The organism is Exiguobacterium abrahamii (assembly GCF_015645365.1).
GTDB classification, from domain to species: Bacteria; Bacillota; Bacilli; order Exiguobacteriales; family Exiguobacteriaceae; genus Exiguobacterium_A; species Exiguobacterium_A abrahamii.
In genome coordinates, this window is sequence record NZ_JADOYC010000005.1 from 242,462 (window position 1) to 265,446 (window position 22,985).

Annotated in this window: 22 protein-coding genes; 8 read left to right on the plus strand and 14 right to left on the minus strand. The window is 47.8% G+C overall.

The window, feature by feature from the left end; translation table 11 throughout:
- Positions 1-79: 79 nt before the first annotated feature.
- The 6 genes from rpsR to ITJ88_RS14425 form a co-directional block, all read right to left on the minus strand.
- Positions 80-310, minus strand: a complete 231-nt coding sequence (gene rpsR, locus ITJ88_RS14400; protein WP_023469849.1) for a 30S ribosomal protein S18 — start codon at positions 308-310, stop codon at positions 80-82.
- A 44-nt stretch (positions 311-354) separates the two neighbouring features.
- Positions 355-873 (minus strand): single-stranded DNA-binding protein, encoded by a 519-nt coding sequence (gene ssb, locus ITJ88_RS14405; RefSeq protein WP_023469850.1) that lies wholly within the window; start codon positions 871-873, stop codon positions 355-357.
- A gap of 23 nt (positions 874-896) precedes the next feature.
- Entirely contained in the window at positions 897-1,184 is a 288-nt protein-coding gene (gene rpsF, locus ITJ88_RS14410) for a 30S ribosomal protein S6 (RefSeq protein ID WP_023469851.1), read from the minus strand.
- Positions 1,185-1,304: 120 nt separating this feature from the next.
- Complete coding sequence (gene ychF, locus ITJ88_RS14415; protein WP_195866095.1) at positions 1,305-2,405, minus strand: redox-regulated ATPase YchF; 1,101 nt, start codon at positions 2,403-2,405, stop codon at positions 1,305-1,307.
- A gap of 228 nt (positions 2,406-2,633) precedes the next feature.
- Positions 2,634-2,822 carry a DUF951 domain-containing protein gene (locus tag ITJ88_RS14420; protein WP_023469853.1) on the minus strand — a complete coding sequence of 63 codons (189 nt, stop codon included), beginning with the start codon at positions 2,820-2,822 and terminating at the stop codon, positions 2,634-2,636.
- Entirely contained in the window at positions 2,794-3,723 is a 930-nt protein-coding gene (locus ITJ88_RS14425) for a mechanosensitive ion channel family protein (protein ID WP_195866096.1), read from the minus strand. Before ITJ88_RS14425 ends, ITJ88_RS14420 begins: the two co-directional genes overlap by 29 nt.
- 182 nt (positions 3,724-3,905) lie before the next feature.
- Here ITJ88_RS14425 and yyaC point away from each other — a divergent pair, with 182 nt between their 5' ends.
- A complete protein-coding gene (gene yyaC, locus ITJ88_RS14430) occupies positions 3,906-4,523 on the plus strand; it encodes a spore protease YyaC (RefSeq protein WP_034786343.1) in 618 nt (205 codons plus the stop codon).
- A gap of 37 nt (positions 4,524-4,560) precedes the next feature.
- Here yyaC and ITJ88_RS16405 read toward each other — a convergent pair whose 3' ends face one another.
- The 8 genes from ITJ88_RS16405 to rpmH form a co-directional block, all read right to left on the minus strand.
- Positions 4,561-5,325 carry a ParB/RepB/Spo0J family partition protein gene (locus ITJ88_RS16405; RefSeq protein WP_035395440.1) on the minus strand — a complete coding sequence of 255 codons (765 nt, stop codon included), beginning with the start codon at positions 5,323-5,325 and terminating at the stop codon, positions 4,561-4,563.
- 38 nt (positions 5,326-5,363) lie between these two features.
- Positions 5,364-6,206, minus strand: coding sequence for a nucleoid occlusion protein (gene noc / locus ITJ88_RS14440; protein ID WP_195866097.1), 843 nt, complete (start codon positions 6,204-6,206; stop codon positions 5,364-5,366).
- Between the two features lie 48 nt (positions 6,207-6,254).
- Entirely contained in the window at positions 6,255-6,971 is a 717-nt protein-coding gene (rsmG, locus tag ITJ88_RS14445; protein ID WP_023469858.1) for a 16S rRNA (guanine(527)-N(7))-methyltransferase RsmG, read from the minus strand.
- A gap of 5 nt (positions 6,972-6,976) precedes the next feature.
- On the minus strand, positions 6,977-8,866 hold the full coding sequence (mnmG, locus tag ITJ88_RS14450) for a tRNA uridine-5-carboxymethylaminomethyl(34) synthesis enzyme MnmG (RefSeq protein WP_195866098.1): 1,890 nt from the start codon (positions 8,864-8,866) through the stop codon (positions 6,977-6,979).
- Between the two features lie 43 nt (positions 8,867-8,909).
- Positions 8,910-10,292, minus strand: a complete 1,383-nt coding sequence (gene mnmE / locus ITJ88_RS14455; RefSeq protein ID WP_304999656.1) for a tRNA uridine-5-carboxymethylaminomethyl(34) synthesis GTPase MnmE — start codon at positions 10,290-10,292, stop codon at positions 8,910-8,912.
- Between the two features lie 147 nt (positions 10,293-10,439).
- On the minus strand, positions 10,440-11,294 hold the full coding sequence (gene yidC, locus ITJ88_RS14460) for a membrane protein insertase YidC (protein WP_035395434.1): 855 nt from the start codon (positions 11,292-11,294) through the stop codon (positions 10,440-10,442).
- Positions 11,295-11,398: 104 nt separating this feature from the next.
- The gene (rnpA, locus tag ITJ88_RS14465; protein ID WP_087681744.1) at positions 11,399-11,749 is read right to left on the minus strand and encodes a ribonuclease P protein component; all 351 of its coding nucleotides are present in this window, start codon (positions 11,747-11,749) and stop codon (positions 11,399-11,401) included.
- 166 nt (positions 11,750-11,915) lie between these two features.
- Positions 11,916-12,050 carry a 50S ribosomal protein L34 gene (gene rpmH / locus ITJ88_RS14470; protein WP_012371910.1) on the minus strand — a complete coding sequence of 45 codons (135 nt, stop codon included), beginning with the start codon at positions 12,048-12,050 and terminating at the stop codon, positions 11,916-11,918.
- A gap of 737 nt (positions 12,051-12,787) precedes the next feature.
- Here rpmH and dnaA point away from each other — a divergent pair.
- The 7 genes from dnaA to ITJ88_RS14505 all read left to right on the plus strand — a co-directional run bounded on the left by dnaA (position 12,788) and on the right by ITJ88_RS14505 (position 22,740).
- Positions 12,788-14,179, plus strand: coding sequence for a chromosomal replication initiator protein DnaA (gene dnaA, locus ITJ88_RS14475; protein WP_195866099.1), 1,392 nt, complete (start codon positions 12,788-12,790; stop codon positions 14,177-14,179).
- A 191-nt stretch (positions 14,180-14,370) separates the two neighbouring features.
- Positions 14,371-15,504, plus strand: coding sequence for a DNA polymerase III subunit beta (dnaN, locus tag ITJ88_RS14480; RefSeq protein ID WP_023469864.1), 1,134 nt, complete (start codon positions 14,371-14,373; stop codon positions 15,502-15,504).
- Between the two features lie 162 nt (positions 15,505-15,666).
- Positions 15,667-15,888 carry a S4 domain-containing protein YaaA gene (gene yaaA, locus ITJ88_RS14485; protein ID WP_023469865.1) on the plus strand — a complete coding sequence of 74 codons (222 nt, stop codon included), beginning with the start codon at positions 15,667-15,669 and terminating at the stop codon, positions 15,886-15,888.
- Between the two features lies 1 nt (position 15,889).
- Positions 15,890-17,044, plus strand: a complete 1,155-nt coding sequence (recF, locus tag ITJ88_RS14490; protein ID WP_023469866.1) for a DNA replication/repair protein RecF — start codon at positions 15,890-15,892, stop codon at positions 17,042-17,044.
- Positions 17,045-17,054: 10 nt separating this feature from the next.
- A complete protein-coding gene (gene gyrB / locus ITJ88_RS14495) occupies positions 17,055-18,968 on the plus strand; it encodes a DNA topoisomerase (ATP-hydrolyzing) subunit B (RefSeq protein WP_230088885.1) in 1,914 nt (637 codons plus the stop codon).
- A gap of 27 nt (positions 18,969-18,995) precedes the next feature.
- Positions 18,996-21,608, plus strand: a complete 2,613-nt coding sequence (gyrA, locus tag ITJ88_RS14500) for a DNA gyrase subunit A (protein WP_195866101.1) — start codon at positions 18,996-18,998, stop codon at positions 21,606-21,608.
- 88 nt (positions 21,609-21,696) lie between these two features.
- Positions 21,697-22,740 carry an HD-GYP domain-containing protein gene (locus ITJ88_RS14505; RefSeq protein ID WP_195866102.1) on the plus strand — a complete coding sequence of 348 codons (1,044 nt, stop codon included), beginning with the start codon at positions 21,697-21,699 and terminating at the stop codon, positions 22,738-22,740.
- The last annotated feature ends 245 nt before the right edge of the window (positions 22,741-22,985 follow it).

Consider the following 22,985-nt stretch of genomic DNA (forward strand, 5'->3'; position numbering starts at 1 on the left):
TTATAACCGAAAAGCAGGAGGGGATGAAAGGGAAGCGAAAAAAAGCACCATCCTCACGTATGAGGATGGTGCTACGAAATCAGTCAGCCACGTATGGGATTAAAGCCATTTGACGTGCGCGTTTGATTGCGATTGTAAGTGGACGTTGGTATTTCGCTGAAGTACCAGTCACACGACGTGGAAGAATCTTACCGCGTTCCGAAATGAAACGTTTGAGAAGTTCTACGTCTTTATAATCGATATGAGTGATGTGGTTCGACGTGAAGTAACATACTTTACGACGACGTTTTCCACCTGGACGACGTGCCATGTGATTAACCTCCTTTTTAACTTGGATTTTTCAGGACGATTTCCTTAGAACGGGAGATCGTCGTCTGAAAGGTCGATCGAACTACCGCCGCTGAACGGATCAGCGCCGAAGCCCGAATTCGATGAAGCGGGTGCTGGCGAGGAAGAGTTGTTCTGCTGTTGCTGTGAACCCCATCCTGCAGCATTCCCGTTTCCACCAGTAGATGAAGCGTAGCCTTCGCTACCATCCGAAGAACGGCTCGCGTTACGTGACTCAAGGAAGCGGACGCTATCAGCGACGACTTCCGCACGATAACGGCGTTGCCCTTCTTTATCGTCGTAGCTGCTAATCTGGAGGCGACCCTCTACACCAGCAAGACTACCTTTCTTCAAATACTGAGCAACGTTCTCTGCTTGCTTGCGCCAAACGACGCAATCGATGAAATCAGCTTCTCGCTTCCCATCTTGCCCTGTGAAAGGACGGTCACATGCGAGTGTGAATCGCGTTACCGCAATCCCGCTCTGCGTATAACGCATTTCCGGGTCACGAGTTAACCGACCGACTAAAACGACGCGGTTAATCATCAGAATCACTCTCCTGTTTCAGCTTATTTCTCGTCTTTTGTGATCATTAAGCGAACGATATCGTCACTGATCTTCATGAGACGGTCAAGTTCTTTTGTAGCTGCTGGTTCAGCAGAAACGTTAAGAAGAACGTAGAACCCTTCACGCATATCATTGATTTCGTAAGCGAAACGACGTTTACCCATTTCAGTTGTTTTATCAACTGTACCACCGTTATCAGTGAGGACTTTGTTGAAACGCTCCACTGTTGCTTTGCGTGCTTCCTCATCAAGTTCCGGACGGATGATGTAAAGTACTTCGTATTTACGCATATCTGTCACCTCCTCTTGGACTGGCGGCTCGAATGTTCGAGCAAGGAGCAATAATTCATTACTCACATTCGTTAATACTACCAAAGTATTTTGCTTTATGCAATAACGATTCGTTTTCGATTAGACGTTGAAGCGGAATGTGACGACATCGCCGTCTTGGAAGACATATTCCTTACCTTCTGAACGGTAACGTCCTTGTTCCTTGACTGTCGCCATGTTGCCTGCAGCTGCTAAATCTTCGTACGAAACGACTTCTGCACGGATGAATCCACGTTCGAAGTCCGAGTGGATGACACCCGCACATTGTGGAGCTTTCATCCCTTTTTTGAACGTCCAAGCGCGTACTTCTTTTTCACCTGCTGTGAAGTATGTCGCAAGACCAAGCGTGCTGTATGCTGCATGAATCAATTGATCAAGACCTGATTCTTCGATTCCGAGATCGACGAGGAACTCTTGGCGTTCTTCTGGCTCAAGCTCCGCAATCTCTTCTTCGATCCGAGCACAGATGACGATAACTTCAGAACCTTCTTTTTTTGCGAATTCACGTACGAGACGGACGTTTTCGTTATTGTCCGCATCTGCGACTTCATCTTCGCCGACGTTTGCGACGTAAAGCATCGGTTTCATCGTCAACAATTGGAAGTGTTTAACGAGAGCTGCTTGATCTTCGTTCAATTCAGCGAGACGTGCTGGTTTCTCGTCTTCGAGTAATGCTTGCACGATTTCAAGTGCTTCGAGTTCAGCCGCTGCGTTTTTATCGCGTGACTTGACTTGTTTTTGAACACGCTGAATCCGTTTTTCGACTTGCTCGAGGTCTGCGAGGATCAATTCGAGGTTGATCGTCTCGATGTCATCGATCGGTGAGACTTTTCCGGCCACGTGTGTGATGTTTTCATCGACGAAACAACGCACGACCTGACAGATCGCATCCACCTCACGAATGTTCGCGAGGAATTTATTTCCGAGACCTTCCCCTTTAGACGCGCCTTTTACGATACCTGCGATATCCGTGAATTCGAATGCTGTCGGGATCGTCTTTTTCGGGTTGACGAGTTCCGTCAATTTCCGAAGACGTGCATCTGGTACTTCAACGACACCGACGTTCGGGTCGATCGTTGCGAACGGGTAGTTCGCTGCCTCTACACCTGCTTGTGTGATGGCGTTAAAAAGTGTTGATTTTCCTACGTTTGGTAAGCCAACGATTCCTGCTGTTAATCCCACTTGGAATTCCTCCTTTTCGGTATTTCCTAGGAAATCCGTGCTAGCGGCCGCAGTGGGTAGAATGATTACACCACGTCAGCACATCTTTCACAATTATAGATAGTTCAATTTTTTTAAGCAAGGAGCTCGACCGTCTTTTTTACTCACATCCTAACCGAACGCAACCGCTCCACTTAAGCAAGACAACAAAAAAGCGAATCTAATCACGAGGATCAGATCCGCTTTTCATTACTCTGGTAAGACTTTTTTCAATCGTTTATCAAAATCACGACGTGGCATCAAAATGCTTGCCCCGCAACCTTGACATTTGATTCGGATATCCATGCCGACCCGAATGATTTGCCATCGGTTCGTACCACATGGATGCTGCTTCTTCATCTCAACATAATCATGGAGTTGATACGTTTTTGGAATCATCCGTTTGTCCACCATTCTTTTGTTCTGGATTCATCATGACCATCCGTGGATACGGGATCTTGATGTTTTCTTCTTCGAGTCCTTGCTTCAATTCTTTGCGGATCAGACGACCAGCTTGGAAATGTTGCATCGGTGGGACTTCTGCCATCAAACGATAGACGACTTCAGAAGGACCAAGCGTCTGGACGCCAAGCATCTGAATCGGTTCGACGAACATATCGACATATTTCTTCGTCGTCCGGTCTGCGATCTCATGCAAGACTTGTTCGACCCGTTCAAGATCCTCATCATAGGAGACTTGGACGTCGACGAGTGCAAAACTGTTGTCGACCGAATAGTTCGTCACTTGTAAAATCTGACCGTTCGGGATGATGTGGATCTCCCCGTTGAGTCCTTTGAGTTTCGTCGTCCGGATCCCAAGTTCCGTGACGACCCCTTCAATCACACCGACGCGTACATAATCTCCGACTTTGAACTGGCGTTCGAAGATGATGAACGCTCCGGTAATGATATCTTGCACCAAGTTCTTCGCACCGAACGAAATCGCAAGACCGGCGATTCCGGCACTGGCAACGAGACCGGTGATGTTGATTCCAAACTGACTGAGTACCGTCAACAACATGACGATTCCGAGCACGTAACGGATTGCATTTTGTAGCAATTTCAGTAATGTCTCGTTCTGTCGTTGTGCCAAGTAGTCCTGGTCATTGATTTTCCTGATCGTAAAGAGACGTGAGACTGCCCCAGTCAAAACGCGCGTTAAGATATAGAACGCCGCGATGATGATGAGCGCAATCAGTAGTTTCATCCCAAAACGAATCCACATATCCGCATCCATTACTTGATTGATTAGTTTATCGACTTGGGCGACGGATTCTTGTACATCTTGATTGGTAGCCATTCTCTCATCCTTTCTTGTTCTCTCTATTACGACAGTATACGTGATTTTAATTGAGTTTCAACCAAAGAGCCGATTTTGACGTTAGATTTTCGGAAAAACCGGGAAAGGAAAATCATCTAAGAACCCTTCACTCTTGCCAATCCACCACGACACCGACACCAAGAGAAGAAAGGATGATTTCGATGAATTTCCGCTTTCATTCGCACGAGCCCAAGCCCTATTCTTTCTTTTTAGAATATACGGAACCGTTCGCGAAAGAACGCTTAGCTGAACAACTATTCGAACAAATCTCCGCGGTCCAAGAAAAACGACCAATCGTACTCGTCTGCATTGGTTCTGATCGTTCGACAGGCGACTCACTCGGTCCACTCGTCGGAACATTTCTTGAAAAACAAGCACCTGCTCATCTCCACGTTTACGGTACACTCGCTAAACCCGTCCATGCACTGAATCTCGCTGAAACGATTCACTCAATTCAAACGACTCATTATCGTCCACTTGTCATCGCAATTGATGCATGTCTTGGTCGACTTTCAAGCGTTGGGCACGTCTTCTTCTCGGAAGGTCCACTCGCACCCGGTGCTGGCGTCCAAAAAGAATTGCCTGCGGTCGGTGACTTCAACATTAAGGCTGTCGTTAACGTCAGTGGCTTCATGGAGATGATGATTCTCCAAAATACACGGTTACACCTCGTTTATGAATTAGCAGAACTCGTCGCGAACAGTTTCCACATGCTCGATGCGAAACTATCCGCTGAGTCGACACGGACGACAATTTCCTTTACGCCACGCTCGATGTAATCAAAAAGAAGCGAACCGTCACCGGAACGCTTCTTTTTCATTGATCCGATTCAGGTAATAACAAGTCGAGCAACCGATTGAGGTCGTCTTCATCTGCAAAATCAATCTCGAGTTTCCCTGCTTGTTTGCCTTGTTTGATCCGTACCGTCGCTCCGTATTTTTCGCGAAGCGACTCTTCGACGAATTGGACAGCGGTCGCTTGTTGCGGACGCGTGGATTCTTTCCGTTCCCGAAGCGCCTGCTCTAATCGACGGACGTTCCAATTTTCCGCCATGACGCGTTCTGCCATCTGCTCGATCTTCTTTGGATGCTTCAGCGACAACAGGGCACGGGCATGTCCCATCGATAACCGCTCATCCATCACCGCTTGTTGAACGAGTAGCGGCAATTGTAGTAACCGAAGACTGTTCGTGATATGCGAACGACTTTTGCCGACACGTTGCGCAAGCTCTGCTTGCGTGATGCCGAATTCCTCGATCATCTCCGCATACGCCATCGCCTCTTCAATCGCGGATAAATCCGCCCGTTGGATGTTTTCAATCAAAGCGAGCTCCATCACGCGTGTCTCGTCTGCTTCGATCACGAGGACCGGTACACGTTCGAATCCTGCGCGACTCGCTGCTTGATACCGTCGTTCGCCGGCGATGATTTCATAATAGCCATCACGTGGTCGGACGACGATCGGTTGGATCATCCCGTGCCGAACGAGTGATTGGGCTAACTCTTCTAATGCTTTTTCATTGAATCGTTTCCGGGGTTGAGTCGGATTCGGGCGAATCGCCCGAACAGGTAATTCGTTCACTTGCCTTCTCTCCTAAACGTAGCGGAAGGCACGACCGCTTATTCCGGACGTGCCTTCACGATGCGAATCCGCACCTCTACATATTCTTCACAATCGACTTCTTCTTTTTCAATCGTCAATCCGGTCTGCTCGATCATGTCGACGGAATCGCGAAGGGTATTTAACGCAATCCGTGTATCCCGAGCAAAACTCTTATGACGTTTTTTCTTCGGTGGCTGTGGTGTCAGCAATCGTTCCACCCGGCGCTCCGTCTCCTTGACGTTCCATTCCCGTTCCAGGATTTCAGCGAGTACCGTTACTTGTAGCGCTTCATCCTTGAGCGGTAATAGCGCACGGGCATGACGCTCCGTGATCGTCCGTTGCTTCAACGCTTCCCGGACATCCGTTGGTAATCGAAGCAAACGCAATTTGTTGGCGATCGTCGATTGACTACGTCCGAGCTTACGAGCCAACACTTCTTGCGTGATGTCTTGTAACGCAAGCAAGCGCTCATAGGCTTCTGCTTCTTCGATTGGTGTCAAATCTTCGCGTTGCAGATTTTCAATCAATGCCAGTGAAGCAGTCGTCTCGTCCGTCATCTCTTTGACGATGGCAGGAATCGTTTCCCAGCCAAGCGAGCGCACTGCCCGGTATCGTCGTTCTCCCGCAATGATTTCGTATCCTGTTCCTTGTTTTCGAACGACGATCGGCTGGAGTAATCCATGCTCTTCGATCGTAACGGCTAGCTCTTCAATTCGGTCCCCATCAAACACTGTCCGTGGTTGGAACTGGTTCGCGACAAGTTCTGTCAATGGTAATTCCTGAACCGTCTCTTGTGGGTCAAGCTCGATCGTAGCAGGTTGCCCTCCCTTACCGAGCAGCTTGGCAATTGCATTTCTCACGTTGGCGCACCTCACCTTTATCAGTCATCGTTTCACGTGAAACGGTGTTTAGCTTAATGGATCTTTCGCAGGAGTACCCGCTTTACGCGGATATTTCCCGGGTGTTGTTCGTTTTTTATCTACAATAACGATATTACGCTCACTTTCCTCGCCTGGCAATTGGAACTGGAAACTTTCCCGTAAATTCCCACCAAGTACTTTTAAGGCAATCGCACCATCCTCGAGCTCTTCACTGACTTTCGCTGCCTTCAAGGCAACGAATTGTCCACCGACTTTCGCAAGCGGTAGGCAATATTCCGCGAGAACGGACATCCGAGCGACCGCACGTGCTGTCACGACGTCGAATCGTTCGCGGAATTGTTTATTTTTACCGAACTCTTCGGCGCGTCCATGATGGAACGCGACACCTTCGAGTCCGAGTTCCGTCGCCAAATGATTGAGGAAGCCGATTCGTTTGTTCAGTGAATCGACGATCGTCACTTGGAGATGCGGGAACATGATCTTGATCGGCAGACTTGGGAAACCAGCGCCCGCTCCGACATCACAAACCGTCGTGACCGTCGTGAAATCGAAATAGAATGCTGCTGTGATCGAATCGTAGAAGTGCTTGAGATAAACATCTTCTTCGTCCGTGATCGCTGTCAGGTTCATCTTTTCATTCCACTCGACGAGCAGTTCATAATACCGTTTGAATTGATGCAACTGATGTTCTGAGACCTCAAGTCCCTGTGCTGCCAATGCTGTTACGAATTGCTGTTGGTTCATCTCGTTCACTCCGCAGTCAATGCGTATTGGCCTTGTTCGATATAGACAAGCAAAATCGAGATATCAGACGGGTTTACCCCTGAGATCCGGGATGCTTGTCCGATCGAGAGCGGACGCACTTGGTTTAGTTTTTGTTTCGCTTCAATCGCCAATCCACTGATCGCATCGTAATCGAGACGATCCGGAATCCGTTTTTGCTCCATCCGCATCATTTTTTCGACTTGATCAAGTTGCTTATCGATGTAGCCGGCATATTTGACTTGGATTTCGACTTGTTCTGCTGCTTCTGCAGACAGTGGTGTTTCCGGTGGTGTCATTTGCGCGATCATCGCATACGTGATTTCCGGGCGTTTCAGCAACGTGATTGCATGCAGCGCTTCCTTGAGTGGTGATGCACCGATGGCTTCAAGCTGCGCATTCACGTCCGCTGTCGCTTTGATGACGACTTTCTCAAGACGTTTCATCTCAAGACGGATTTGCTCTTGTTTGTCGAGTAACTTCGCTCGGCGCTCTTCCGAGATCAATCCGAGTTCATGTCCGATTTCCGACAGACGGAGGTCGGCATTATCATGACGGAGCAACAACCGGTACTCGGCGCGTGACGTCAAGAGGCGGTACGGTTCGTTCGTACCTTTCGTGACGAGATCATCGATCATGACACCGATATAGCCTTGTGAACGTGACAAGATGAGCGGTTCTTTGCCTTGAACTTGTAGGCCGGCATTGATCCCTGCCATGATCCCTTGTCCTGCTGCTTCCTCATAACCACTTGTTCCGTTGATTTGACCCGCTGTGAACAAACCAGGAACACGTTTTGTCTCGAGCGTTGGCCAAAGTTGTGTTGGAACGACGGCATCGTACTCAATCGCATAACCAGGACGCATCATTTCAGAATTCTCAAGCCCTGGAATCGAGCGGAGAATATCGTGTTGGACGTCTTCCGGCAAGCTTGTTGATAACCCTTGGACGTAGACTTCTTCCGTATCGCGACCTTCTGGCTCAAGGAAGATTTGGTGACGCGGTTTATCGTTGAACCGGACGACCTTATCTTCGATCGATGGGCAATAACGTGGACCTGTTCCTTTGATCATTCCAGAGAACATCGGGGAGCGGTGCAGGTTCGCATCGATCAACTGATGCGTATACTCCGTCGTATACGTCAACCAGCATGGAATCTGTTCCGTGATCATCTGAGTCGTTTCATGACTAAATGGAAGTGCTACTTCGTCACCTGGTTGGATCTCCGTCTTCGAGTAGTCAATCGTTTTCCCGTCGATTCGTGGTGGTGTACCTGTTTTGAAACGTGCGAGCTCAAATCCGAGTTCCTCGAGATGTTTCGATAGATTGATCGATGGCATCTGATTGTTCGGACCACTCTCGTACGACAATTCACCGATGATGATTTTTCCACGCATGAACGTTCCGGTCGTGATGACGACCGCTTTTGCCCGGTATTCCGCCCCTGTATTCGTGACGACACCAACGCAGCGTCCTTCGTCGTCAATCAATAATCGTTCAACGAGCGCTTGACGTAAGAGCAAATTCGGCTCATCCTCGAGCGCTTTTTTCATCCGGTTTTGATATTCGAATTTATCTGCCTGTGCCCGTAATGCTCGCACGGCAGGACCTTTTGACGTGTTTAACATTTTCATTTGAATATACGTTGCATCGATCGCGCGTGCCATCTCACCACCGAGCGCATCGATTTCCCGGACGACGATCCCTTTTGCAGGACCACCGATCGACGGGTTGCAATACATGAATCCAACCATATCGGGATTCATTGTCAACATGACCGTTTTTGAGCCCATTCGTGCCGCAGCAAGAGAGGCTTCGATGCCGGCATGTCCGGCTCCGACGACGATGACGTCGAATTCACCTGCTTGATAAGCCATAGTACTGGTTCCTCCTTCTTATTCCACACGCAGTCGTCTCGAATTATTTCCCGAGACAGAACTGCGAAAACAACTGATCCAATAAACTATCCTGTGCTGTATCACCATTGATTTCGCCAAGCGTATCCCACGCTCGTCGTAAATCGATTTGTACCATGTCAATCGGCATCGCTGCTTCTGCTGCACCGAGTGCATCTTCAATCATTTGACTCGCTCGTTTGATGAGCTGGATGTGACGTGCATTTGAGACGTACGTCATATCCTGACTTTCGACACCCTGTTCAAAGAACAGACTCGCAATCGCTGCTTCGAGATCGTTGACGCCTGCTTCCTCGAGCAAGGATGTCGTGACGATTGGTCGACCATCAGCAAGTTCCGTGACACGCGCTAAATCAATCTGTTGCGTCAAGTCACTCTTGTTGACGATGATGATCGCGTTCATTCCTTTGATCGCTTCAAACAACAAGACATCTTCATCCGTCAAAACATCGTTTCCGTTGAGGACGAGTAAGATCAAATCGGCCGTCTTTAAAGCCTGACGTGACTTTTCGACACCCATCCGTTCGACGATATCTTCCGTCTCGCGAATCCCTGCCGTATCAATCAACTTCAACGGTACACCGCGAACGTTGACATATTCCTCGATCGTATCGCGTGTCGTTCCCGCGATATCGGTGACGATAGCCTTTGCTTCTTGCACCAATGTGTTGAGCAAAGACGACTTTCCGACGTTCGGTCGACCGATGATCGCTGTGGATAACCCTTCGCGCAAGATTTTCCCTTGGCGTGCCGTTGTTAGTAACTCTGCCAAAATCGCGCGGACAGCACCCGCATCACGTTCGACGATCTGTTGCGTCATCTCTTCTGCATCGTATTCCGGATAATCGATGTTGACTTCAATCGCAGCAATCGTCTGTAACAATTGTTGACGTAAGTCTTGGACGAGTTTCGAAAGACGACCTTCAATCTGACTGACCGCGACATGCATCGCCCGGTCCGTCTTCGCCCGGATCAGATCCATGACAGCTTCCGCTTGTGACAAATCGATACGTCCATTCAAGAACGCACGTTTCGTAAATTCACCAGGTTCCGCCAACCGGACTTCCGGTTGGGCGAGGATGAGTTCGAGGACACGATTGACCGCGACGACTCCTCCATGACAATTCAATTCGATGACATCTTCACGTGTAAACGTCTTTGGTGCGCGCATGACACTCACCATCACTTCATCGACGACACGGTCCGCCTCATGGTCGACCAATTTCCCGTAATGAATCGTATGGGTTGGTACTTCCGTCAAGCGGTTGCTCCCTTTATAAACACGGTCGGCTACAGCGACTGCATTAGGACCTGATAAGCGCACGATCGCAATCGCCCCTTCTCCCATCGGCGTCGAAATCGCGGCAATCGTATCAAATTCCATCATCCGTTCTTCCACCTCGTTTTTCTTCTGTCTTTTTATGAGTATTTAATCCTTAATCGTTGCAATGGGTATAACGAAACAACTATACACGAAATGACGCAAAAGAAAAAGAGCGACACTCTGTCAAAACAAAGCGTCGCTCTTCACGTATTAGCGTTTCTTTTTCGATTTTTTAGGAGCCGGAGCTGCTTGCGCTGCTTCTTTTTCACGTTTAGCAGCCATTGTCGCTTCCGTCTGCAACTTAATCTTTTCACGCATCGGCTTCATGATGACGATCGTGACGATGATCGAGAAGATGTAACCGACGACCCAGTAAAGCGAAAGGGCAGATGGGAGTGTAACCCCCATGATGAAGATCATGATCGGGAAGACGTAGAGCATGATTTTCATTTGTGGATTGTCTTCTTGACCTGCCATCGAGATCTTTTGTTGCAGATACGTCAGTACCGCAGACATGATCGGCAAGATGAAGAATGGGTCCGGTTTCCCAAGGTCGAACCAGAGGAATGTGTGTTGGAAAATAGCCGGTGTATAAATGATGGCGTTATAGAACGCGATCAAGATCGGCATTTGGATCAAGATCGGTAAACAGCCTGCGAGTGGATTGACGTTGTGCTCTTGGTAGAGCTTCATCATTTCCTGTTGCAATTTCTGTTGCGTCTCTTGGTCTTTTGAGCTGTATTTCTCACGAAGCTTCATCATTTCAGGCTGGATGACTTGCATTCCACCCATACTCTTCGTTTGTTTGATCATCAATGGAAGGATGACAAGACGAACGAGAAGTGTCGTAATGATGATTCCGATACCGTAATCACCGCTAAAGAACTGTGAAATCTCACGAATCAACCACGCCATCGGCCAAACGAAGTAATGTTTCCAAAAACCTTCTGTGTCTGCTGTGATCGGTTCACCTGTACCATACGTGCTAGGTGTACAGCCGGATAACACGATCGCGAGCACGGACATGAGTCCGAGAGTTAACCAAATCTTAGTTCTCTTGTTCATAATTCCTCCTAGAAATTGTTTACGCTTTGTCGAACGCCATCTTCTTCTATAGTAAGGCAAGGAAAGGGAGCGCCGTACAAATCAACAGGATGCATTGCTACGATTCATTTTTTTGATCGCATCCAGACACCGGAACGTTTGAGCACGTGACGGAGACTGTCAGCCACTTCTTGCGCGGTCATCTTCGCGGCCGGATTGCGCGCGATGATCACTAAATCATAATTCGGGGCAATCGAGGCTTCATGCTGCTGGCATGCTTCCCGAAGATACCGTTTCACCTGATTCCGGACGACGGCATTCCCGATTTTCTTACTGACGGATAAACCAATCCGAAAGTGAGTCTGTTGCTCCTTTTTCAAGGCATACACGACAAATTGCCGATTTGCGACAGAGGCTCCTTTAGTAAACACCGCTTGGAACTCCTTGTCTTTCTTGACGCGGTATTCCTTCTTCACCTTATTCACACTCCATCCTGACACTACGAAAATTCGTCGTCTCTCATCATATCATAGAATAAACATGCGACGCGATAGGGCGCATGTGACAAAAGCACGAACACACGAAAAAACATAAAAAAAAATCACCTCGGATCATGCCCGAAGTGATGGATGCATCAATGCATTAGACAGTCAAGGCTTTGCGGCCCTTAAGACGGCGAGCAGCCAAGATACGGCGGCCACTCTTCGTAGCCATACGCGCACGGAATCCGTGAACTTTTTTACGCTTACGGTTGTTTGGGTTGAAAGTTGGTTTCATTCGTCTGCACCTCCTTTAAAAGATCTTTATAACCAATTGTTATTTTCTACTTTAAGGCAGTCTTGTACATTATATAAACTGATTGTGGCATTGTCAATGAAAGTTCAGAAGATTTCTCGTCCTGCTTAAGGGAGTTCTCGTTTGAAAACAGGCGATAGGATTCGACTGCGCAAACTCTATTACGCGATAGAATACATATGGATCATCGAGGGGATGTGTGTAGACTTATCCACCTATCCACAGACTTATCCACATTATCCACACTTTCCGTGGATAACTCTTCACTTTGTCTACGATAGTATTTTTTAAAATCGACGTCAATCCTCGATTTTGGATTTCCTTTTTCCACTTCTTTTGTATTTTGTGAATAACTCTTTTTCAACGCTTCCTCTTTCGAAAAGTTATCCACCTCTTATCCACAATTTATCCACACTATCCACAGCTTGTGGGTAACTACCTGTGGATGGTTGAATTTACTTGTGGATAAATCATTCCAACCATTGCCAGGGCTCATTTCTTTTGATACACTAATTGTGCATAACATGATCCTGATCGTTCAGGACAAAACAAGTTATACACACCCTGTGGATAACTTTATACACAGATTCAACTGCCTGTGGATAACGTTATCCACAGTTTTTACGTTATGGGGATAAGTCGAGTTTCTTCATTAACTTTGTCTGTGTATAAGCCTGTGTACAAAAATTTTCTATCTTGATAAAAAAAGGGGGGTATTTATGAAAAACGCTGCCGAACTTTGGCATAATGTCTTATCTGTGATCGAGGAAGAGGAACGAACACCGAAAGCTAGTTATGATATGTGGTTGAAATCCACAGAAGGCGTCACGCTAAATGGAACGACACTACTCGTTTCAGCACCAGCTGCGTTTACGGTGACATGGCTCGAGCGCCAGTACTTATCTTTACTCGAAGACACAGTTGAGGAAGTAACAGGAAGCCGACTCGATATTCAGTTCATTGAAGAGGGACAAGCGAAGAAAATGCTCGATCGACAAGAAGAGGAACGTGTTGAGGCAACACCGACTCCGAAATCGCGTCCATCGAACACGCGGAGACCAACAGAGGAACTGACGATGAGTGAACTCGGACAATTGAATGAGAAGTATACGTTCGATACATTCGTCATCGGATCGGGGAACCGTTTTGCGCATGCCGCTTCACTGGCTGTTGCGGAAGCGCCTGCTAAAGCATACAATCCGCTTTTCATCTATGGTGGCGTTGGTCTTGGCAAAACCCATCTGATGCATGCCATCGGACAGTACGTTCAAGATCAAAATCTCGGGACACGGATTGCCTATGTCTCTTCTGAACGCTTTACGAATGACTTCATTAACTCCATCCGTGATAATAAGACGGTTGAGTTTCGAAATAAATACCGTAACATCGATGTCCTCTTAATTGATGACATCCAGTTCCTTGCGGGCAAAGAACAGACGCAAGAAGAGTTTTTCCACACATTCAATGCCTTGCATAACGACCAAAAACAAATCATCATCTCAAGTGACCGACCACCAAAAGAGATTCCAACGCTTGAAGATCGGCTTCGTTCACGTTTCGAATGGGGATTAATCACCGACATCACGCCACCGGATCTCGAGACACGGATTGCGATCTTACGGAAAAAGGCGAATGCGGAGCAACTTGACGTCTCAAACGAAGTCATGCTCTACATCGCAAGTCAAATTGATACGAATATTCGGGAGCTCGAAGGAGCGTTAACCCGCGTTATCGCCTATGCGAATCTCGTCGGACGACCAATCGATCCAAATGTCGCTGCGGAAGCCTTGCATAACATCATGCCGGTCGCTGAACCGCGTAAAGTCACGATTCGTGACATCCAGGAGTCGGTCAGTAAGCACTTCAATTTGCCATTTGATGATCTGAAGGCGAAGAAACGAACGAAATCGATTGCCTTCCCACGTCAAATCGCGATGTATCTCTCACGTGAGATGACGGAGAGCTCTTTACCGAAAATCGGAGAAGAATTCGGGGGACGCGACCATACGACCGTCATCCATGCCCATGAAAAGATCAGTATGTTGATCAAATCGGACGGGGAAACGGGAAAAGTCATCGAACAAATCAAACATGAATTGAAGCATTCATAAAACTGTGGATAAACATGTGGATAAAGTAGGGTGGTTATCCACAACTTATCCACACCGTTTTTGGCTTTATATCAAGTTATCCACCGACTTATCCACACTATCCACAGCCCCTAAGACTATTATTAAAAAAATATATTATTATGTTATGATGGGCGCATGCCCATTATTTTCGAGAGGAGTCTAACGACGATATGCATATCACCATTCAACGCGAAGCTTTAATTCAAGCAGTACAAGATGTAGCCAAAGCGGTCTCATCCCGCACGACGATTCCAATTCTGACAGGAATCAAACTCGAAGCTCATGGAGATGGTATGACGCTGACAGGAAGCGATACGGAAATCTCGATTGAACGGACGATCTATGCAGAAGAGAATGGAACATCTTATGTCACGGTTCACCGTGCAGGTAGTGTCGTCTTGAATGCCCGTTTCTTCGGCGATATCGTCAAAAAGATGCCAAAAGACGAAGTCACACTTGAAGTCTCACCGAACTTCATGACACGGATCCAGTCAGGAACAGCGGAATTCCATTTGAACGGTCTTGATCCAGATGAGTTCCCACGCCTTCCGCAAGTCGATGGGGGACAACGTTTCCGTTTACCGGCTGATCTCTTACGTTCGATGATTCGCCAAACAAGCTTTGCTGTCGCTGTTCAAGAAACACGTCCTGTTCTGACAGGTGTGAACTTCTCAGCCGATAAAGGCATCTTGACGTGTGTCTCAACAGATAGTCACCGTCTAGCCCTTCGTCGTGCTCAATTTGAGACAGATACAGATATCTCGTTCCAGAACGTCATCGTTCCTGGTAAGAGCTTAAATGAATTATCGAAGTTGCTTGGGGATGGTCATGTGGATATCACGATCACGAACCAACAAATCTTGTTCAAGATGAAGCACGTCCTCTTCTTCTCGCGTCTACTCGACGGAAACTATCCGGATACATCACGTTTGATTCCAGAAGAGTACCGGACAGCTGTCCGCATGAACGCGAAAGAATTGCTCCAAGCGATCGATCGCGCGTCACTGCTAGCACGTGAGGACCGTAACAACGTCATCAAGTTCGCAGCGGAAGGAACGACTGCGGTCGAGATCTCTTCACATTCACCAGAAGTCGGGAAAGTCTCGGAGCAAGTCAGCATCCTCTCGCTTGAAGGCGAAGAGCTGAAAATCTCGTTCAATTCGAAGTACATGATGGATGCCTTGAAGGCACTTGACGCGACAGATATCGAAATCCAGTTCACGGGTTCGATTCGTCCATTCATCTTGCACCCAGTCGATCAAGATAACGTCCTGCAACTGATTCTTCCAGTCCGGACGGCGTAAGCATCAACACAAAATACGTGATAAGACGGGTTCGATCGTTTCGACATCGGACCCGTCTTTTTCGTATACCGTATATACGTTCGGGGATTTTGCTAAATCGCTCAATGTTTAGTACAATAAAGAGTACGTCATTTATAATATGTAGGTAGGAGGAGTCAATCCATGCAAGAAATCAGAATTACAACGGAATACGTCACATTAGGGCAGTTCCTGAAGCTATCGGATATCATCTCAAGCGGAGGACAAGCCAAACCGTTTTTAGCAGAGGTACCGATTCTAGTCAACGGCGAGGTCGATCAGCGACGTGGTCGTAAATTACGGGATGGAGACATCATTGATGTAGAAGACTACGGTCAGTTCATCATCAAGAACGAGGGCAACTAACGTGCGGCTGGATTCAGTCCGACTCAGTCATTATCGCAACTATGACGCACTCGAACTGTCATTCTCCGAAAAAACGAATGTCCTGATTGGTGAAAATGCACAAGGGAAGACGAACTTACTGGAAGCGATCTATGTTCTTGCTCTCGCGAAGTCGCACCGGACGACGCATGACAAGGAACTGATCGGTTGGGACCAAGAAACAGCGCGCGTCGAAGGACGTGTCGTCAAGCGGACCGGCTCCCATGTCCAAGAGATCGTCATCTCGGGTCGCGGGAAAAAAGCAAAGCTGAATCATCTAGAGCAACGACGCTTGAGTGATTATGTCGGGGCACTGAACATCGTTTTATTCGCCCCGGAAGATTTGCATATCGTCAAAGGCAGTCCACAAGTCCGCCGGCGATTTCTCGATATGGAGATCGGTCAAGTCAGTCCGGTCTATCTGCATGAATTGAGCCAGTACCTGAAAGTGTTGAAGCAGCGGAACGCATTGCTGAAACAACTGTCCATGAAGGGAGGAGACGAGACCTTCCTTGATATCTTGACGGAGCAAATGATTACGCTAGCCGTTAAAATCGTTCAGCGCCGGCATCATTTCATGGCCCAGCTCGAAAAATGGGCACGACCGATTCATGACGGAATCAGTCGTGGACAGGAAGAACTCGCGCTCATCTATCGTTCGGACACATTCGGCGACGAATTACTCGATGTCGAAGGAATGACTGCGTCCTACACGCGGAAGTTTGGTAAAATAAAAGAAAATGAAATTCGAAGAGGAGTTACGTTGTTTGGACCACATCGCGATGACTTCGAGATGGAAGTCAATGGACGAAACGTCCAAACGTATGGTTCACAAGGACAACAACGGACAGCAGCCCTCTCGTTAAAGCTTGCGGAGATCGAATTGATTCATGAGGAAGTAGGGGAATATCCACTTCTTCTGCTCGACGATGTCTTATCCGAGCTTGATGATCATCGTCAAACACATTTGCTCGATACGATGCAACAAAAGGTCCAGACGATCCTGACGACGACAAGCGTCGACGGGATTGCGCATGAAACGATCAACCAAGCGAAGTTGTTCCACGTGAAACAAGGGACGGTCGATTTGGAAGAGACATCATATAAAGAAACAGTAGGTGAGAAAACCGATGAGTAATCATGAAGATATGGAATTGGAACAAGGGTACGGTGCCGATCAGATTCAAGTACTTGAAGGATTAGAAGCAGTTCGTAAACGTCCAGGGATGTATATCGGCTCGACGGCATCAAAGGGTCTCCATCACCTCGTATGGGAGATCGTCGATAACTCGATTGATGAGGCGCTCGCAGGATACTGTGACACGATCAAGGTGACGATCGAACCAGGGAACTCGATCTTAGTCGAGGATAATGGACGCGGTATTCCAGTCGACATTCAAGAGAAGATGGGTCGTCCTGCCGTTGAGGTCATCCTGACAGTCCTCCATGCCGGTGGTAAGTTCGGCGGCGGCGGATACAAAGTATCGGGTGGACTACACGGTGTTGGGGCTTCGGTCGTTAACGCCCTGTCGACGAAACTTGAAGTATTCGTCAAACGAAACGAGAAGCTGTATTACCAAGCGTATCATCGCGGTGTACCAGCGCAAGATCTTGAAGTAATCGGAACATCAGAAGAGACAGGAACGACGATTCGTTTCTTCCCAGACGGTGAGATTTTCCAAGAGACGCTCGAGTATGACTATGATTTGCTAGCGACACGCCTGCGGGAACTTGCTTTCTTGAACAAAGGCTTGAAGATCATCATCACGGACGATCGTGCGGATGAGCCGATGACGCGTAGCTTCCACTACGAAGGTGGGATCAAATCCTACGTCGAACACTTGAATCGTTCAAAAGAAGTCGTTCATGCGGAACCTGTCTATGTACACGGAACAAAAGACGGCATCGAAGTTGAAGTCGCGCTTCAGTACAACGATGGATTTGCGTCAAACATCTACTCGTTCACGAACAACATCCCGACGCATGAAGGTGGTACGCACGAGACCGGCTTCAAGACGGCTTTGACACGGGTCATCAATGACTACGCGAAGAAGTTCGGTTTGATGAAGGATGCAGACGGTACGTTATCCGGTGAGGACGTACGTGAAGGAATGACAGCGATTGTTTCCGTCAAACACCCGAACCCACAGTTCGAAGGTCAGACGAAAACGAAACTCGGGAACTCCGACGCGCGTACGGTTACGGATTCCCTCTTCTCTGGTGCATTTGAGCAGTTCATGCTCGAAAACCCGACGAACGCACGCGCAATCGTCGAAAAAGGGATGATGGCGTCACGCGCCCGGATGGCAGCGAAACGCGCCCGTGAACTGACACGTCGTAAAGGTGTTCTCGAAGTGAGCTCGCTTCCAGGTAAACTGGCCGACTGTTCGTCACGTGATGCCTCGATTTCCGAATTGTACATCGTTGAGGGTGATTCAGCGGGTGGTTCTGCGAAATCTGGACGTGATCGTCATTTCCAAGCCATCTTACCGATTCGCGGTAAAATCTTGAACGTTGAGAAAGCACGTCTCGATAAGATTCTCGGAAGCAATGAGATTCGGACGATCATCACGGCACTCGGAACAAGTATCGGTTCTGAGTTCAATATCGAAAAAGCACGCTATCACAAAGTCATCATCATGACCGATGCCGATGTCGATGGTGCCCACATCCGGACACTCTTGTTGACGTTCTTCTACCGTTACATGCGTCCGCTTGTCGAGCATGGGTATGTCTATATCGCTCAGCCACCGCTATACGGAATCAAGCAAGGGAAAAACGTCACGTACGTGCATAACGAACGTGAATTGACAGAGGCGCTTGCAGCGCTTCCTGAAAACGCACGGTACGACATTCAGCGCTACAAAGGTCTTGGGGAGATGGATCCAGAGCAACTTTGGGAAACGACGATGGATCCAAGTGGTCGTCAAATGTTACGTGTCGAGCTTCAAGATGCGATCGAAGCGGATGAAGTCTTCGATATCTTGATGGGAGATCAAGTCGAACCACGACGCGACTTCATTCAATCACACGCACATTACGTCAAGAACCTGGATATTTAACGCTGAACAGAGAGGGTGGCCAGAAGCATGTCCGAACAAAATCACGGAATCATCAAGGATATTAATATCAGTCAAGAGATGCGTACGTCCTTCATGGACTACGCGATGAGCGTCATCGTCGCACGTGCTCTTCCGGACGTACGGGACGGCTTAAAACCCGGACACCGCCGGATTCTCTATGCGATGAACGACCTCGGTATTCGTGCCGATAAACCACATAAAAAGTCTGCCCGTATCGTCGGGGAAGTCATCGGTAAGTATCACCCGCACGGGGATTCTGCCGTCTATGACACGATGGTCCGCATGGCGCAAGACTTCAGCTACCGTTACGAACTCGTCGATGGACACGGAAACTTCGGGTCTGTCGATGGAGACTCGGCGGCAGCGATGCGATATACGGAAGCTCGTATGTCAAAAATCGCGATGGAGATCGTTCGCGATATCAACAAAAATACAGTCGATTTCAAAGATAACTACGATGGTTCGGAACGCGAACCGGAAGTCTTACCGTCACGCTTCCCGAACTTACTCGTCAACGGTTCGAGCGGGATCGCGGTCGGGATGGCAACGAACATTCCACCACATCAGCTTGGCGAAGTCATCGACGGCGTCTTAGCCTTGTCGCACGATCCAGAAATCACGATCCAAGAACTGATGCAGCACATTCCGGGACCTGATTTCCCGACAGCTGGTGAAATTCTTGGTCGGAGTGGGATTCGTCGCGCTTATGAGACAGGACGTGGCTCAATCATCGTCCGTGCGAAAGCAGAAATCGAACAGACGAAAAAAGACCGGGAACGGATCATCGTGACGGAGCTTCCTTATCAGGTCAACAAAGCCCGCCTCGTTGAAAAGATTGCCGATCTCGTTCGCGAGAAAAAGATTGAAGGCATCACCGATTTACGAGATGAATCAGATCGCCGCGGTATGCGCATCGTCATGGAAATCCGTCGTGATGCCAATGCGAGCGTCATCTTAAATAACTTGTATAAACAGACGTCGATGCAAACGACGTTTGGTGTCAACATGCTTGCGATCGTCGGCGGACGTCCGAAAACATTGACACTCAAGGAAATGCTTTATCATTACCTCGAGCATCAAAAAGAAATCGTGCGTCGTCGGACACAGTTCGATCTCGAAAAAGCAGAAGCACGTGAACACTTGCTCGCTGGTCTACGGATTGCACTCGATCATTTGGATGAAGTCATTCAAATCATCCGTGGGAATCGGACAGCAGACGCAGCACGTGAACAGTTGATGGAGCGTTTTGCGTTATCCGAGAAACAATCACAAGCGATTCTTGATATGCGGTTGCAACGCCTGACAGGTCTTGAACGGGAGAAAATCGAAGCAGAGTATGACGAAATCATGCAATTGATCGCGGAACTGAACCGCATCCTTGCGAGTGAGGAAGTCTTGCTTGATCTAATCCGGACAGAACTCGAGGAGTTAAAAGAACGTTTCAACGACGAACGTCGGACGGAAATCCGCATGGACCACATCGAATTCGAAGACGAAGATTTGATTCCGGAACAGGATATCATCATCACGTTGACAAGCAGCGGCTACATCAAACGGATGACGACGGATTCGTACCGGACACAACGCCGCGGCGGACGTGGGGTTCAAGGGATCGGAACGAACGACGAGGATTACGTCACGCGTCTCTTGTCTTGTTCGACGCACGATACGATCCTATTCTTTACGAACCGCGGAAAAGTCTACCGGATTCGTGGATACGAAGTACCAGAGATGAGCCGGACATCAAAAGGTGTGCCGATCATCAACCTCATTCAAATCGAACGCGACGAAAAGGTCGAGACGATGATTCCAGTCAACTTCAAACGTTATCTCGAGGAGCAACAAGCAGCTGAAGCACCTGTCGAGGTGATCGAAGGAGAGATTGAAGAGACGGAAGAAACGCTCGAAACGGAAGAAGTCGTTCAAGATGAGCAAAAATCATTGATCTTCATGACACGTAAAGGACGCGTCAAACGTTCACCGTTGTCTGCGTACGCACGGATCAACAAAAACGGTTTGATCGCGATTCGATTGTTTGAAGACGATGAGTTGACATCGGTTCGTCTCGCATCGACGGACGATGAAGTCTTTGCTGTATCAACAAGCGGGAAAGCGATTCGTTTCCCAATCACGAATGTCCGCTCGATGGGACGTGGTGCTCGTGGTGTCAAAGCGATGACGTTACGCCCAGACGATTTCGTCGTCGGGATGGAACTTGCACGTGATGCCCAAGATGTTCTTGTCATTACGGAAAAAGGATTCGGTAAACGGACACCGATGACCGAGTTCCGTAGCCAGTCTCGTGGTGGTAAAGGATTGATCGCGAGTAAGGTGACAGAACGCGTCGGTCAAATCGTTGCCATGCGAATCGTTGATGTCGACGATGACATCATGATCATGACAGAGAGCGGGATCGTCATTCGGACAGACTCGCAATACATTTCACGTGTCGGCCGGAATACCCAAGGGGTAAAGGTCATTCGAATTGAAGAAGGTGACCGTGTTGCAACAGTTGCGAAACTGAAACGAGAAGAAACTGATGAAATGGAAGAAGACACGGATATCGTGTCTGAAGAGAATGTAGTCGAATCGGATGCTTCAGAAGAAGCGGAAGAATAAGCAAGACGTCAGCAAGGAAGCAGCAGAGTGATACTACTCTGCTGCTTTTATCTACATATATAGAAAGAAGAGAAAGGAACGAAGCGATATGCGAGTGGCAAGTGACCAATTACGCATCGGGGATCGTTTGACAGAATCCATCTATTTACATACGGATCATCCGATCGTAGAAGCAGGGAAAAAAATAGGGACCGATGAGTTACGACGAATCCAGCGTTTCTTAATCAAAGAAGTCGTCATTGAAGATCGACCTGATTTCAGTAAAGATGAAGAAGTACAGATTGAAACGGTTGAAGCCCATGTAGAACATCCTTTTGAAGAATTCATTCGCTTTTACAATAAAGTCTTCATGTCGTGGGAACAGGGAATGAAGCCGAATGTATACGAAGCATTGAGCTGGGTCAAGCAGTCCGTCCCGGAACGGATTACGAGACAAGATGTCTTACCATTCTTCCTAGAGCGGGGAACGGAAGCTTATACCGTTCGACATGCCATTTATCGAGGAGCAGTCGCCCAAATGCTGGCGGAAGCGGTCGGAAAAGAACGGAAAATGATTCATGAATTGTGGACAGCGTCCTATTTTGCAGATTATGGACTAGCGCGAATCATGGAATGGCGTCACACGAAACGATATGAAGCAATGCAACAAGAAATTTTTCAACGTCACCCGGCTATGGCGTATCAAGCCTTGCAAAAGGAAACGATCATCTCTGATACAGTCAATCGTTTAATTGTTCAACATCATGAACGTTTAGACGGAACAGGTTACCCTTTAAAGGTAAAGGGAGATAAGATCGCAGATCACACCCGGTTATTCATCGTAGCGGATGTTTTTGCTGCAATGACGAGTTGGCGTCCGTACCGAGAAGCATATACGCCGTTTGATGCCTATCGTCATTTAAAAGCAAGACCGATGCAATATTGCTCAAAGTATGTACTATTGCTCGGACAATTACTTCTACCAATAGAAGTTGGTGATCGCGTACTGATGAGTAACGGAAAGATTGCAACCATTACGCGAAAGAATCCAGTCTTTGATCGACCTGTCATTTCTTATGAAGAACAAGGACGGATGATGATCATTGATTTAATGGAAGAACGACAACATAGTATTATTCAGTTGATGGATTAATAGAGAATACACAGCCTCTTGAGCCGGAATCGTAAGGTTCAAGAGGCTTGTTCATGATTTTAAAAACAATTTTAAAATAAGTGTTGCACAATAATAAATCGCATGATATATTATTACATGTCCTTAACAACGACAAGCGCTTGAAACAAACGAGAAAAACAATTTGAAAAAAAGTTGTTGACTTCTTGTTTCAGACTTGGTATTCTAATTGAGTCGCCAAAACAGGCGCGGACGAACTTTGAAAA

What these genes read in the sequence shown, in the direction of transcription:
- ITJ88_RS14505 (WP_195866102.1), top strand. Translation starts at nt 21,697, where the DNA reads ATGCGAGTGGCAAGTGACCAATTACGCATCGGGGATCGTTTGACAGAA.
- mnmG (WP_195866098.1), bottom strand. Translation starts at nt 8,866, where the DNA reads ATGGCTTATCAAGCAGGTGAATTCGACGTCATCGTCGTCGGAGCCGGA.
- mnmE (WP_304999656.1), bottom strand. Translation starts at nt 10,292, where the DNA reads ATGATGGAATTTGATACGATTGCCGCGATTTCGACGCCGATGGGAGAA.
- dnaN (WP_023469864.1), top strand. Translation starts at nt 14,371, where the DNA reads ATGCATATCACCATTCAACGCGAAGCTTTAATTCAAGCAGTACAAGAT.
- ITJ88_RS14425 (WP_195866096.1), bottom strand. Translation starts at nt 3,723, where the DNA reads ATGGCTACCAATCAAGATGTACAAGAATCCGTCGCCCAAGTCGATAAA.
- dnaA (WP_195866099.1), top strand. Translation starts at nt 12,788, where the DNA reads ATGAAAAACGCTGCCGAACTTTGGCATAATGTCTTATCTGTGATCGAG.
- rpmH (WP_012371910.1), bottom strand. Translation starts at nt 12,050, where the DNA reads ATGAAACCAACTTTCAACCCAAACAACCGTAAGCGTAAAAAAGTTCAC.
- gyrA (WP_195866101.1), top strand. Translation starts at nt 18,996, where the DNA reads ATGTCCGAACAAAATCACGGAATCATCAAGGATATTAATATCAGTCAA.
- rpsF (WP_023469851.1), bottom strand. Translation starts at nt 1,184, where the DNA reads ATGCGTAAATACGAAGTACTTTACATCATCCGTCCGGAACTTGATGAG.
- yidC (WP_035395434.1), bottom strand. Translation starts at nt 11,294, where the DNA reads ATGAACAAGAGAACTAAGATTTGGTTAACTCTCGGACTCATGTCCGTG.
- rpsR (WP_023469849.1), bottom strand. Translation starts at nt 310, where the DNA reads ATGGCACGTCGTCCAGGTGGAAAACGTCGTCGTAAAGTATGTTACTTC.
- ssb (WP_023469850.1), bottom strand. Translation starts at nt 873, where the DNA reads ATGATTAACCGCGTCGTTTTAGTCGGTCGGTTAACTCGTGACCCGGAA.
- ITJ88_RS14420 (WP_023469853.1), bottom strand. Translation starts at nt 2,822, where the DNA reads ATGATTCCAAAAACGTATCAACTCCATGATTATGTTGAGATGAAGAAG.
- rsmG (WP_023469858.1), bottom strand. Translation starts at nt 6,971, where the DNA reads ATGAACCAACAGCAATTCGTAACAGCATTGGCAGCACAGGGACTTGAG.
- yaaA (WP_023469865.1), top strand. Translation starts at nt 15,667, where the DNA reads ATGCAAGAAATCAGAATTACAACGGAATACGTCACATTAGGGCAGTTC.
- gyrB (WP_230088885.1), top strand. Translation starts at nt 17,055, where the DNA reads ATGGAATTGGAACAAGGGTACGGTGCCGATCAGATTCAAGTACTTGAA.
- yyaC (WP_034786343.1), top strand. Translation starts at nt 3,906, where the DNA reads ATGAATTTCCGCTTTCATTCGCACGAGCCCAAGCCCTATTCTTTCTTT.